General features: G+C 60.5%; 11 protein-coding genes and 1 pseudogene. 2 read left to right on the top strand and 10 right to left on the bottom strand.

The features are described from left to right. Window positions 1–37 precede the first annotated feature (37 nt). The gene (locus tag BM222_RS14445; RefSeq protein ID WP_092228975.1) at window positions 38–1,021 is read right to left on the bottom strand and encodes an ABC transporter substrate-binding protein; all 984 of its coding nucleotides are present in this window, start codon (window positions 1,019–1,021) and stop codon (window positions 38–40) included. A gap of 180 nt (window positions 1,022–1,201) precedes the next feature. On the opposite strand from BM222_RS14445, the gene BM222_RS14440 reads away from it, so the two are divergent. Beyond that, the gene (locus BM222_RS14440; protein ID WP_177243220.1) at window positions 1,202–2,110 is read left to right on the top strand and encodes an NAD(P)-dependent oxidoreductase; all 909 of its coding nucleotides are present in this window, start codon (window positions 1,202–1,204) and stop codon (window positions 2,108–2,110) included. A gap of 7 nt (window positions 2,111–2,117) precedes the next feature. Here BM222_RS14440 and BM222_RS14435 read toward each other — a convergent pair whose 3' ends face one another. The 6 genes and pseudogenes from BM222_RS14435 to BM222_RS14410 all read right to left on the bottom strand — a co-directional run bounded on the left by BM222_RS14435 (window position 2,118) and on the right by BM222_RS14410 (window position 7,765). Continuing rightward, a complete protein-coding gene (locus tag BM222_RS14435) occupies window positions 2,118–2,681 on the bottom strand; it encodes a flavin reductase family protein (protein WP_092228894.1) in 564 nt (187 codons plus the stop codon). A gap of 9 nt (window positions 2,682–2,690) precedes the next feature. After that, entirely contained in the window at window positions 2,691–3,914 is a 1,224-nt protein-coding gene (locus BM222_RS14430) for an acyl-CoA dehydrogenase family protein (RefSeq protein WP_092228893.1), read from the bottom strand. Between the two features lie 64 nt (window positions 3,915–3,978). Continuing rightward, window positions 3,979–5,247: a CaiB/BaiF CoA transferase family protein gene (locus BM222_RS14425; protein WP_177243219.1), complete on the bottom strand. Its 1,269-nt coding sequence runs from the start codon at window positions 5,245–5,247 to the stop codon at window positions 3,979–3,981. Window positions 5,248–5,479: 232 nt separating this feature from the next. Beyond that, on the bottom strand, window positions 5,480–5,908 hold the full coding sequence (locus BM222_RS14420) for a GNAT family N-acetyltransferase (RefSeq protein WP_092228891.1): 429 nt from the start codon (window positions 5,906–5,908) through the stop codon (window positions 5,480–5,482). Window positions 5,909–6,321: 413 nt separating this feature from the next. Beyond that, window positions 6,322–6,936 (bottom strand): annotated as a pseudogene (locus tag BM222_RS43025) (PBSX family phage terminase large subunit); the annotation flags it as partial. Between the two features lie 121 nt (window positions 6,937–7,057). Next, window positions 7,058–7,765, bottom strand: a complete 708-nt coding sequence (locus BM222_RS14410) for a M23 family metallopeptidase (protein ID WP_177243218.1) — start codon at window positions 7,763–7,765, stop codon at window positions 7,058–7,060. A 159-nt stretch (window positions 7,766–7,924) separates the two neighbouring features. Between BM222_RS14410 and BM222_RS14405 the strand changes: the two genes are divergently transcribed. Further along, window positions 7,925–8,896 carry a hypothetical protein gene (locus BM222_RS14405; protein ID WP_143105959.1) on the top strand — a complete coding sequence of 324 codons (972 nt, stop codon included), beginning with the start codon at window positions 7,925–7,927 and terminating at the stop codon, window positions 8,894–8,896. 152 nt (window positions 8,897–9,048) lie between these two features. On the opposite strand, the gene BM222_RS14400 is transcribed toward BM222_RS14405, so the two are convergent. The 3 genes from BM222_RS14400 to BM222_RS14385 all read right to left on the bottom strand — a co-directional run bounded on the left by BM222_RS14400 (window position 9,049) and on the right by BM222_RS14385 (window position 12,187). Beyond that, entirely contained in the window at window positions 9,049–9,357 is a 309-nt protein-coding gene (locus tag BM222_RS14400) for a hypothetical protein (protein ID WP_092228974.1), read from the bottom strand. 649 nt (window positions 9,358–10,006) lie between these two features. Next, window positions 10,007–10,402 (bottom strand): VOC family protein, encoded by a 396-nt coding sequence (locus BM222_RS14390; protein WP_092228886.1) that lies wholly within the window; start codon window positions 10,400–10,402, stop codon window positions 10,007–10,009. 156 nt (window positions 10,403–10,558) lie between these two features. Further along, window positions 10,559–12,187, bottom strand: coding sequence for a hypothetical protein (locus BM222_RS14385; RefSeq protein ID WP_143105958.1), 1,629 nt, complete (start codon window positions 12,185–12,187; stop codon window positions 10,559–10,561). Between the last annotated feature and the right edge of the window lie 255 nt (window positions 12,188–12,442).

The following is a 12,442-nucleotide window of genomic DNA, read 5'->3' as shown; positions in this document are numbered from 1 at the left end:
GGACATTGCGATCTCGTTGATCCGGGTACCGCCGTCGCTATTGCAGCGGTGCCACGATTGTCGGATGCTTGAACTGGGCGACGTCCAGCTTCGGCAGCATCCCCGTGTCCGCATAGATGTCGAGCATCTTCTGGATTGCAGGGAAATTCGGCGCCGCACCGGGATCGCGACCGAAATCATTGTCCTTGAGCAGATAGGTATCGAGCACCGGAACGGGCGCCTTCAGCACCTCGGACACCACCTTCAGGGTCTCTTCGCGGTTTGCGAGTGCCTTCTTCATGCCCGACGTGATGTCGCGAACATAGGCCTTGACCAGGTCCGGGTTCTTGTCGACGAAATCGGCACGGCAGGCTTCCAGAATGTGCACGATGTTCGGCATGGCCTGCGACAGCGAGAACAGTTTTCTGATGCCGCCCTTCGCCTCCGCGCGTGCCGCAAACGGCTGGTTCATGTTCACCGCATCGATCCGCCCCTGGCGCAGCGCATCCTCAGACACTGCAAAACCGACTTCGACCAGCTTTATGTCCTTGGCGGGATCGACACCGTTCTGCTTCAAAAGCAGATTGAACGGACCCTGCGTCCCGCCGCCGATCACCGAAATGCCAACGGTCTTGCCCTTGAGATCGGCGATCGTCTTGATCGGCGAGTCGTCCTTGACCGCCCAATAGACCGAGAAACCGCCGGGCTTCTCGAAGACGTGCTGCGCCACGATGTAGGCCTTGAGATTGCCACCGACCACACCGTTGGCAAGCGACAGCGGCGCCTGCGTCGCGCAATCTAGAGCGCCGGCCGCTAATGCCTGCGTCATCGGCGCAGTGCCTTGAAACTGGGTCCACTCGATGTTGTAGGTCTTGCCGATATCGGGAAACTCGGCAGGCCTGCGCATCATCCAGTATTTGGATTCCTCGGCCGGGATGGTCCAGCCCACGCGGATCGTCTGCTGCGCGCGTGAAGGGCTTGCGACCGCGATCATGGCCGCCACAGCCCCGGTTGCCAGGATCCACTTCGAAACTGCCCGCATCGTGCCCACTCCGCTGCTCCGGCGCCGACCGACGCCACCCAAACCCGACCAACCCCAAATGTTTCATGGTTCAAACAGTCAGGCAAGCCATGCATACCGGTCCGGTTTCGCTGCCGGGTGCGTTATGTATGTTGCGGCGGCGGTTGCGCACCGTTGCGCTGCGACAGAAGGAGGCAACCTGTGGCTGATGCGAGCAAGGCAAACCCGCAAGGCGCCGAGAGGCTTGGTTATCTCGGCCTTGGACTGATGGGGACGCCCATGACCCGACGCCTGCTCAAGGCGGGCCATGACGTCAGTGTCTGGAACCGTTCGGAGAGTAAAGTAGCTCCGCTTGTCGCCGCCGGCGCCAAGCGCGCGGGCACACCTCGTGACCTGCTGGCGAACTCCGATATCGTCTTCATGTGCGTGACAGATGCAGCCGCCGTCGAAGGGGTTATCTTCGGGCCGAAGGGCCTTGCGGCAGCTCCCGGCACAGGAAAGCTCGTGGTCGATTTCTCATCGATTCATCCCGACGCTGCGCGCGAACTCGCAGCGCGATTGAAAACTGCGAACGGCGCCGGCTTGATCGATGCTCCGGTGTCCGGCGGCACCAAGGGGGCTGAAGAAGGCACACTCGCCATCATGGCTGGCGGAGCGGCTGACGATATTGAGAAAGTGCGGCCTTACGTGTTGGCTATGGCACGCAGGTTCACCCACATGGGTCCGACTGGGGCTGGCCAGACCACCAAACTCTGCAATCAGGTGATCGTCGGATGCGCAATGGCTGTCCTTGCGGAGGCAACGCGACTCGCCTCGAACGCTGGAATTGACGCAAGCCGTCTGCCCGAAGCGCTCGCCGGCGGCTTTGCGGACTCGATCCCGCTTCAGCTGTTCGTGCCTCGCATGGTCCAGGGCATCCACTCGCCGCCGCTCGGGCACATCGCGACAATGCTCAAGGACCTCGATACGGTCGCCGATGTGGCCCAGGCGACATCAACGCCGGTGCCGATGGCGACCCTCGCGGGCCAGATCTTCAGGCTGGCCAAGGCCGCACGTGGCGCAGACGCGGACGCTCTGGAAATCTACAAGCTCTCCGCCACAGACCGCTGAATCGCTCTTAAGGAGACTTCTTGCGCTCATCGTCGGCCAGAAACCGGCCATACGTCCCCCGCGCAAACAGCAGCGGCTCTTTCGCACTATAGGCATAGGCCTCGACCGCGCCGAGAAAGATCACGTGATCGCCGCCATAATAGCGATTGACGGATCTGCACTGAAAATTCGCCACACTCGCTGCAAGCACCGGCGCATTGCCGAGGCCAGGCGCCCAGTCCACGCCGGCAAACTTGTCTTCGGACGACTTTGCGAATTTGTTCGCGAGCGCCTGCTGCGAGGTGTCCAGCACGTGGACCGTGAAGTGGGTGGCATTCTGAAACACGGTCAGGCTCGATGAGTAAACTCCGAGGCTCCATAGAACCAACGGGGGGTTCAAGGAAACCGACGCAAACGAATTGCAGGTGATGCCATAGGGCTTTCCATCGGAAGCCGTAGCCGTGATGATCGTTACCCCAGTTCCGTAAGTGCCGAGAGCGTTGCGAAAATCACGTGGATCAATCTGCGAGTTGTCGCTCGCGAACTCGTTGGCTGGATCAGGAGCGGCCGGCTGCTTCGGCAGATCATTCATCGGCCGGCCTCACAAGGTGAGATTCTCGGACGGCAGGCCGAGGGCCACGCGTCCATAATTGGTTCCAGCCGCATCGAAATTGAATGCGAGGTGCGAATTGATCGCATGCGCATCGCGAAATTGCCGCTGCAACACCCCCGTCGTGAACAGGCCGCGCGCGCCGCTCGCGGCAAACAGCATCGAGACGGCGTCCGTACACAGATTGACCGAGAACGCCCCGTCACGCCGATATCTGGTCTTGGTGACCATATCGGGCGTGCGCCTGCGCCGTGCGTTCTCCATCGCCTCGGTGCAGGCGGAGCGCATGATGAGGCGCGCAGCATCGATCTTGGCGGAAGCTTCAGCGATCTTGATTTGCGTGCTCTGGAAATCGCTCAGCTTGGCGCGGTTGTAGGTCGAAAGGCGGCGACGCGCGACCTCTGCATAATCGTCCAGACACGCCTGTGCATTCCCGAGCGCGACGCCGGAAAGAACATAGGGAAACAACGAGAACACCGGCAGCGCATACAGCGGACTGGGGTTCACCTTGCTTCCGGGCGTCGGACCTCCCGCAAGGTCACCCACCGCGACCGTCATATAATCGGGTACAAAGGCATCCCTGACTTCGACATCCGACGACCCGGTCCCGCGCAGTCCCGCGACGTTCCAGGTGTCGAGTATCTTGTAGTCGGCCTTCGGCAGCAGAAAGATGCGATATTCAATGCCATCGGCCTCGTCGTCGGATGCGACGACGCTTGCGAGCATGTTCCACGCGCAAGACCCGACGCCCGACGAGAACGGCCAGCTTCCGCGCAGCCGGTATCCGCCCCCAACCTTGCTGGCGCGGCCGGCGGGGAAAATGAACGATGATGCGATCAGCACGTCCGGGGTCTTGCCCCAGACCAGATCCTGCGCACGTTCTTCGAACATGCCGAGCATCCAATGATGGCTTGCCAGATTGGCAAGGTTCCAGGCCACCGATGCATCGGCTTGTCCGAGCAACTCCGCGCAATCGATCAGGGCGACATAGTCGAGCTCGGCGCCGCCGACGCGCTGCGGCTGAAGCATCCGGAACAGGCCGGCATCATGCAGGTCCTGTTCGGTTTCCGGTGGCAGATGCCGCAGTTCCTCGGTGCGAGCTGCGCGTTCACGCAATTGCGGCACGAGCGAGCGGGCCTTGGCAATCATCGTTCCATAGGCTCTTTCGCCGGCGTCTACCGACTGCCTCATGCTCGGGTCTTGACCAGGCACCATTCGCGTCCCTCGCTCTCATCCATTTATGCGGCGGGAACCCTGTCAAATCAAGCTGGCGCAGTGCTCAATCCGAGGTCGCAGGCTTGCGCAGGCCAAATGCCCCTTTTTGGGCCAAAGTGGCAATCCGGTCGGCATCGTAACCAAGCGTCTCGCGCATAACCTCCTCGGTATGCTCACCTAACAGCGGCGCGGCCACTGGATCAACTGGCGCTGTGAGGCTCATGCTGATCGGCGGCTCGATATTCGGTACCCACCGCGCCGTGCGATGCGGGATCCGGCTCAGGCGCGCGCGCTCGCGCGCCTCGGGCGCATTGAATCCCTCCTCGACAGTCCGGAGATAGCCAACCGGGATATTGGCCAGCTTCATCTTCGCCATCCAGTTTTCGAGTGTGTCGCTCGCGAACACTTCCCCGATGGCAGTGCGCAGCAACTCCTTGTTCTCGGAGCGCGCCTTCCGCGTAGCAAATTGGGGATCGTTGATGAGATCCGGGCGGTTCAGTACCTCCACGACAAGCCGACGATACAACCGATCATTGGCGCAAGCCATGTAAAGCGGACCATCGGAGGCTTCGTAGACGCCGACGGTGGGAGACCCGCTCGGCGAATTGCCAAACCGGCCGGGATTCTCACCGTTGATCAGATAGGCCATTCCGTAGAAGCCGGTCATGCCCATGGCGACGTCGAACAACGCGACCTCGACTTGCTGGCCGCGGCCAAGTCGATCCCGGGCCAACAGCGCCAGCAGGATAGCATTGCAGGCGGACATTCCCGTCGCCATGTCGACAACAGGCGGTCCAGTGCGAACCGCCGGACCATCCGCAAATCCGTTGAGCGACATGAAGCCGCTCTCGGCCTGCGTGATAGGATCAAAACCCGGGCGCGAAGCGAATGGTCCGGTACGTCCGTAAGCCGAAATCGAGCAATAGATCAGCCGCGGGTTGAGTGGCGCGACGGCCTCGTAGTCGAGGCCGAACTTCTTCATGATCCCACTGGAAAAATTCTCCACCACCACGTCCGCGTTGCGGATCAGATCCAGCGCGACCTCGCGCGCCTCGGGCACCGAGAGATCGAGTGCAATCCCGCTTTTGTTGCGGTTCAGGCTGAGATAGGCCGCACTCTCCCCGCCGATCTCGGCATGCTCATAGGCACGCGTATCGTCGCCACCCTCGGGATTTTCGATCTTGATGACGCGCGCACCGAAATCAGCGAGCGTCTGTGTGCAGGCGGGACCAGCGACCACGCGCGTGAAATCAATGACCAGCAGACCATCAAGTGCAGTTGGTCCTCCCACTGCCCGCAATGGACGTTCCGGCAATTGAGGCTTGGTGGACATCCTTGGCGCTCCCTTACATCGGCTTGTGCTCGCCGAATTCCTGCAAGCGCACTTAAAGCTCGGCGGAGCCGACTTCGCAAGTGCTTCAGCCACAACGCTTCAAAGACGCAAAAGGACCCGGCAGCGGTTGGGCTGCCGGGTCCTCAGGCATTCCGGGTAAACAAGGCCGTGCCTGCGCAGGCGCACGCCAATTCAGGTTGCCAGGCTCCGTTCCGTATCACGGAAACCCGACTCAGCGAAGCGACCTTTGCCAATAGAGCGTATGGGACCAAGCCCAGGGCATCTCAGGTTCAAAGAGACGGTAACCCGCCTTGATGAAGTTGTTCGCGGAAAAACGATTGTCGGTTGTATCCGAAACGATACTGTCCCATCCGATGCGACGGCCCCGTGCTTCGACGGCCCGCATCAACCTCAGCTGAAGTCCCCTTCCCCAATGCCGCTGCAGGACACCGACTCTCGAGAGGTAGCCGCTGTTTCGCGCCCGGGTGGACGGCACGACGCCTGCGAAGGCGACAGGATCATCACCGCAATAGGCAAGCCACCACACCCCGATATCGAAATCCGGGACGGCCGCGGCATCGAAGAACGTCAGCCGATGCAGATCAGCCAAGGTCTCGGCAACGTCGTCGTCGGACCCCTCCACCATTCCAATCTTGTACATAGCATGACCCAATCCAACAGAACCACCTTGATTGGCTTCGCGGCGAGGTCATCGCCGCGAGGAGCTCACTTGCTCAGCACGACCTTCACGCCGAGCCAGACGGCCCCCATCAGGCCGGTGGCAATCACAGAAATAACAGCCTTGAAAGTATAGCTCTGCGCCTGCTCCACGCTCTTTCGCCACCGCCGAAGGTGCTGGAAGTCCGCCCTGATTTCGTTACCCACCCACTGCACCACCCAGATCGTGAAGGCATCCGCCGCAGCGCCGGCGCCGCCAATATCGATGAAGGCGCGCAGCGGCAGCAGCGGATCGGCAGACACTTTGCCGATGCGCCCTTGCGTCCGTGCATCAGACAACAGCGAGGCGAAATAGGCGCCCTCGAAAGCGCGCGCATAGTCGCCTTCCCAGATGTGATCGTAACGCTCCGGATAGAGTCTTTGGTCGAGCAGGCGTTCCTCCTCCAGCACATCAGGAAACCAGGGATTGTCGCGCCAGTTGGCCTTCACCAACAACGCTCCCTCCGGTCGGCGCCCACGCAAGAAATCGTCGATCGCATCGCTCTTGCGGCGCGGATTCCAGCTCGCCCACAGCTCGGACTTGTCGGCGCGGATCGTCGGCCGCAGCAGCGCCAGGCTGCGCGCGCTGAGCGACTGCGCTTCGTCGATCCAGGCGATGCGGAATCCCTCAAGGGACTTTATCGAGTCGGCTGTGTGATCCTGAAGTCCGCGAAAGATGATCAGCCCGTCGCCGGGCGTCTCGATCTTGTCGCTGAAGAGCTTGAAACCATGACCGAGCCCGAGGCTCGCGATCTTGCCCTCGATCAGCCGCTTGGACGATTGCGCCAGCGTCCGCTGCGCCTCGCGAATGCAGACCGCGAGCGTGCCGCGCTCGGCCTGGCAGGTCTCGACCATGAGCTCGCCGAAGAAATGCGATTTGCCCGAGCCGCGCCCGCCGTAGACGCCCTTGTAGCGTGCGGGCTTGAGCAGCGACTCGAATATCCTGGCGGTCGGAATTTTGAGGATCGACAATGGATGCGCTCGCTCGTCCTAGGGCAGGCCGGTGCGCCTGCGCCACATCGCGGACCAGTCTTCGTTGTCTGAGGTGTCGGGTTGTCCCTGCTGAGCTTGGCTCGGGTCAGGAGAGGCCACGTTATGGCGGCAAAAGCCCGAAAAGCCCCCCGAAATGTTTCTGCACGGCTGGAGGAAGCGTAGAAGCAGGGCCAACGTTTGGGACTGGTACCGGGTCAGAATCGAATGCCGATCCCCGCGATCCTGTCGTAGGCATTCTCGTCAGGACCCGTACGTCTTCAGGCGACGTCGCAGGCACTGCGCGGGCATTCCGCAGATATTGTCGATACTCGGGGATGTAGGCCGGCGCGGGAATCGGATCGAACGGTCCTTGTGCATCGGCAAACTCACCAGGATCGAGAACGTTGCCCGCGGGATCTTTGATTTGATAATGGACATGCTGTTGTCCTGGCCTGCCATTCTTATCAAAAAGGCCAGTATTCCCCATCGTGCCGACCACTTGACCTGCCGCGACGACATCGCCGACCTTAACGTTCCGCGAATTGGTATGCAGAATCTGGTGTCGCAATCCGTTGTTGTCTCTGATCGAGATTGTTCCCCACTGATCATCGCCGGCGCGTTCAACGACGCCATTCACGGGAGACCGCAATTCCGGATGGCTCTTGTTCAGAGGAGCCTGTTGACCACCGACGTAATTGAAGTCGATGCCTCGATGGGGGTTACTCGATCCGCGTGGCCTGCCGCTTACCGCGCCGTATGGACTCGTGACATGGGGCGGCACTCGCCCGATAGGCTGCAAGATCCTCCGCATCATATCTTCCCTGGACATCTCCAACTCCATTCGAAAGAGGCGGCCCTGCACACGCCGCCCGCAGCCGGGATGGCGCCGCCTCGGCGGACTTGCTCAACCATTGATAATTGTCTAACTACGTTGCCCGCAGGGGACGCCGAGCGCGACCACTCGATCTGATCGACACCGGAGACTCGCGTGAGAATGTTACCGGTCTTCAGGATTCTGAATCATGCGATGTTGGTGCTGATGCTGACCGCATTCGCCTCCGACGCGATGGCGCAAGAGCGGCCCGCGCCGGCATTCGACAGATGGCGTCCGAAGGCCGGCGCCTATGCTGAACCTGGCAAGAATTTCGAATCGTCCTGCGATGAAGGCAACGACATGGAGATTGGCGAAAAGTCGGTCAGCGGTCCCGAATGGAGCTGTGACTTCAAGAGAATCACCGATCTTGGCCCGGGTTCGCTGAAGGTCGAAATGGTCTGTAGCGATTACAATCTCGCGCAGAACCTCAATCCTCGCGATTCCAACTGGGACAGGGAATTCAACGAGGTGATGTTCATCAAACGGATCGATGGCGTCACGATCTCGGTTCAGAAGAGCTTGAACGGGAAGCTCAAGGACCCTCCCTGGCGAGCGGCTTACTGTCCACTCAAGACGCAGCGCGCACTTGCCGAAGCCACGCTTCAGGCGAAGGTGGAGGCCAAGCAGAAGGCTGAACAGGACAAGCAGAAAGCCGAACAGGACCGAGCCCTTAAAGAGGCCCACCCCCGCGACGGCGTTTACGCTGTGGCGGGCGCCACCTTCGAGGATCGCTGCGCGAAGTTCAACGACACCATCATTGCGTTCTCCGAAAAGTCGGTCACGACAGCCTCGAACATCTGCAAGATCCACAACACGCGAGTTCAACTTCCCGACACCGTCAGGATCGACGCTAGCTGCACATTGCAAGCAGCCTCAGGCCCTGAAACCGTCAGCGTGCAAGACCCGAACACCATTCAGGATCGCGAAAACCTGATGTTCAAGAAAATCGACGACAAGTCCGTCTTACTCTGGATCATCAACAACGGACATTTCACCGGCGATGGCCGAAAGCTGTCCTATTGCAGCGACCAGGTTCAGCGCGCCTATGCTGCGCAGCGCAAGGCCAGCAAGCAGACCAGGAACTAGTAAGGTCCTGGAAGCATCATCGAAAAGAAAAACCCGCGCCCGATTTCCGGCGCGGGTTGAACCACATGTTTCGATGATGCCATTCTGCCAATGTTTTGCCCGACGTGTCAAACGATCAATCGAGCGGATTTCAAGTTCGGATTTCTGACGCGTCAAACGTCCGCGCCGCTCTCAGGCGCGACGGCAGGTTCCGGATGCACGATGATGCGTTCGATCCGGTGGATCAATTCGAGCACGCCGTCCTCGCCATTCTCGATCTGCTGCGCCACCTTGCCCCAGCCGCGATCGAGGATCGCGTTGGCGGCGGAGACGCGGGCGGCCGGGGTCGCATCGCTGCTGCGCATGATGCCGACGAGCACGTTGACCGCCGTCCTGGTGTGACTGCGCGCGATCGATCGGATCTCCGTCAGCGTTCGCGCCTTCGATGGCTTCTTCGCGACAGGCCGGTAAACGTCCGCGATTTTTGGCTCGTATTCAAGACCGTCACTCAAGCAAAAATCTCCCACACGACAATTGCGACCAGGCCCGCAAGCGCGAGCGATATCAGATAGATCGTCATCGCTTCTCCAAGACGAACACGAGAAACAACAGTGCGGCAGATCGCGGCACGAGGCGCGATCGTTTCGGCGCGAACCTTATCCCCGCCTTGCGGGGCCGCGGCGGCGCAAGCAAAGGCTCGCGCCGCGGGCCGGCACGTTCGCGCGTGCACGGCCAATAAACCGGTTCGGACGGCGGCGCGCTGATCGGCGCTCCATGAACGCGTTTCAACGAGGCGAGGCCGCGATGCGCGGGACGCCGTCCGATCTCGAAATCCAAACGAAAAAGCCCGCAGCGGATGCTTTCCGCGCGGGCCTCAGAAACTCGTTTCGATGATGCCATTATGCCGGTGTTTTGCCCGACGTGTCAAATCTCGCGTTGCATTAGCATCGCGCTCGTCGCAATCGCGACGCTGCAATCTCGCGGCGAGCGCAATGCGATGAAAAAACCCGCTCCGGATTGCTCCGCGCGGGCTGAACCAAACTCTGTCGATGATGCCATCATGCCAGTGTTTTGCCCGACGTGTCAAACGATCAGACTTGGCACGCTCGGCGGACTGACTGGAGACCGGTCTCAGCCGCTTGCTGACGAACGATTACCTCCAGCCCGTAGACGACTTGGCCAACCAACGCGCACCAGCGTTTCGTCCGGATCAGAGACTGCGAATTCGTGCATCCCCCATGGCTTGTCCTCGGGCGATTGCTGAAATTCGCGCGCCGCAGCGTCGACATTCTCGAGGTAGAGATAGAGCCCGAAGGGGTTTCTGCCCGGCATCAGCCAGCCCGCGACCGCATCGGTCAGATGCAGATAGCCGCCCTGCCCGTTCGACAGCATGCGATAGGTGTCTGGCTCTCCTGGAGCAGGCCTCTCGCTGTCCGGGCGCGCAAAGCCCAACCTGCTGTAGAACCGCTCAGACGCATCGAGGTCATTGCATGGCAGGATCGCGATCAAAGCTCCGGAAGGGGTCATTAATGCACTCCAACAATGATGACTGCGTGAAAAAGCCCGCGGCGGATACTTCCCGCGCGGGCTGAACCAATCTCTTTCTCGATGATGCCATCATGCCAGTGTTTTGCCCGACGTGTCAAAGGACATTGTGCCGAGTCGAGAAATCGCAACGAACCTTCAATCCTGGCGAAGCAGTGGCTGTATCCAGCGGGAGAACCAGTCTTCGGCATCATTTCGCGGATTGGCCGAGGTTTCCACTCCCCAGATCGGCGGCGGAATGACATAGCTCGGCTCATCCGCGAATGCGCCGACTGGCCTGTTCACCTGCTGTGCCCGCCCTTCCTCCACTCGCCAATTGCCAAATCGATCATCGAATTCAGAAGAAGGCGGATATGGCACCGGCGCGCTGCCAGAGTTGAACACGCTGCCAGCGTTCGAGGCGTTCACTCGGGTGAGGCGCCGGACTTCTTCGGGCGCAGTCGCTCCAGCGGAGGGAGCAACTGGCACTTCCGGATTGCTCGATGGCTGTCGCGGCGCGACTACGGCCGCAACTCCTGGCCAGTTACCAAAACGGTCTTCGAAAGTGCCAGAGCGCTCCCGATCGAGTGTGTTGCCCGTCAGCCGCTGTGCGCTTGATTGAGTTCCGAGTGGCTGGCTAGCGTTGCTGTACGCGTCCGATGCGACGCCACTGCTGAACGGATTGTAGGGAGCCGCACCACTGGCCAAAACTCCGCCGGATTTATGGACAGGCTCCGCACCGGCCGATGAGCCCGCTGCCGCACCTGCTATGCCCAAAGCGCCCAATCCCGACGCCCACGCGGGCCACAGCACGGGCGCGGCCATCGCAGCCGCGAATATTCCTAGCCCAAGAAGCGGAGACAGATCGTCCGGGTTATGAGGCATCTCATACGGATTGGGCCCCAACATGGGCGATCCGTCGGACATGAACATCTGCTGACCAGTCTCCGGATTGAATTGGAAAACCTGAGGCATCGATGGTGCGGCAGTGCTTGGAGGCAGCTGTCCGAACGGTTGCCAATCCGGATTGGCCGCCGGAAAGCCGCGCAGCCCATAAGTCAGAGAGGGATTGCTCGGTGTAAATCCTTCCGGCTGCTTCACGTCGCCGGGCGACACGGGAATGAAGCCGGGCAGCCGGGTGTTGACGAACGATGGCACCAGGCCTGGAAGCGCCGGCACCGGACCAATAGCAGTAAACTGTCGGGAGATAGGCGAGCCGTCAGGAAATTGACTCCTGATCTTGATACGGTCTTCAAGGCTAAGCGTGCTGGTCGGAGACAGTATGGGCCAATGAAGAGCTCCGTTCCATTGCCCGGAGGCGCTCAGTTGATTGATCGTATCCAGCATCTCCTGAATCTGATCATCGTTGTCATCGGCATACTGTCTCCAATTTGAGAACCATTTCGTGTTGGCCTCGTTTGCCTGCTCGCGTGTCATGCCCGTCGGAGTGTTCGGAAACAGATGGCCATTTGCTTGCGCGTATTTGGCCGCGGCCAGAAGCTTGTTCAGATCAGAAGCAATCTCGTCGAACTTCCATGCACGGCCGGCCACACCCGCCTCGAACTCGTCTGAGCGCTCGAGGCGATCAAGGTATTCGGAGAACCCGTCATAATACGATCGAAGATGACCTCCGGAGTGCGGGCTCGACTTGAGATCGTCGGCAAGCCCGGGCGTTGCAGGTAGGGCGATACGATTCCTGATCCCGTCAACGTCGAACCGTTTGCCGAGAAAACTAAGGACCATGTGACCCGCAAGATGTTGAGGCAAGACATGATGGATCGGAAACATGCGACCGTTACTTTCTGGCGCACGCCGGCATACGAGCTGATCGTAAGCTCGGTCGGCATTTTGATCGGAAATGATTTATGAGGCGGCCAGCGACGGGAGCTGGCTCTAGATTTTGCGCGCCGCGTCTCGATGCAGCCGCACTGGCCGATATCGATGCACGCCGGCCAGCGCGTCTTCCCTGGAAACTCGGTCGACGAACTAAGGCAGCCGGTTGTCTCCAGCAGATCGCAGCGACCTGCCCTGATCGTGCCAATC

The organism is Bradyrhizobium sp. Gha (genome assembly GCF_900113735.1).
Taxonomy (GTDB): Bacteria; Pseudomonadota; Alphaproteobacteria; order Rhizobiales; family Xanthobacteraceae; genus Bradyrhizobium.
Note: the sequence above shows the minus strand (reverse complement) of the source record. Positions and strands in the feature narration are given on the sequence as shown.

Coding starts and splice junctions, on each gene's coding strand:
- BM222_RS14445 (WP_092228975.1), bottom strand. CDS start 1,021: ATGCGGGCAGTTTCGAAGTGGATCCTGGCAACCGGGGCTGTGGCGGCC.
- BM222_RS14435 (WP_092228894.1), bottom strand. CDS start 2,681: ATGAATGATCTGCCGAAGCAGCCGGCCGCTCCTGATCCAGCCAACGAG.
- BM222_RS14430 (WP_092228893.1), bottom strand. CDS start 3,914: ATGGTGCCTGGTCAAGACCCGAGCATGAGGCAGTCGGTAGACGCCGGC.
- BM222_RS14425 (WP_177243219.1), bottom strand. CDS start 5,247: ATGTCCACCAAGCCTCAATTGCCGGAACGTCCATTGCGGGCAGTGGGA.
- BM222_RS14420 (WP_092228891.1), bottom strand. CDS start 5,908: ATGTACAAGATTGGAATGGTGGAGGGGTCCGACGACGACGTTGCCGAG.
- BM222_RS14410 (WP_177243218.1), bottom strand. CDS start 7,765: ATGTCCAGGGAAGATATGATGCGGAGGATCTTGCAGCCTATCGGGCGA.
- BM222_RS14390 (WP_092228886.1), bottom strand. CDS start 10,402: ATGACCCCTTCCGGAGCTTTGATCGCGATCCTGCCATGCAATGACCTC.
- BM222_RS14385 (WP_143105958.1), bottom strand. CDS start 12,187: ATGTTTCCGATCCATCATGTCTTGCCTCAACATCTTGCGGGTCACATG.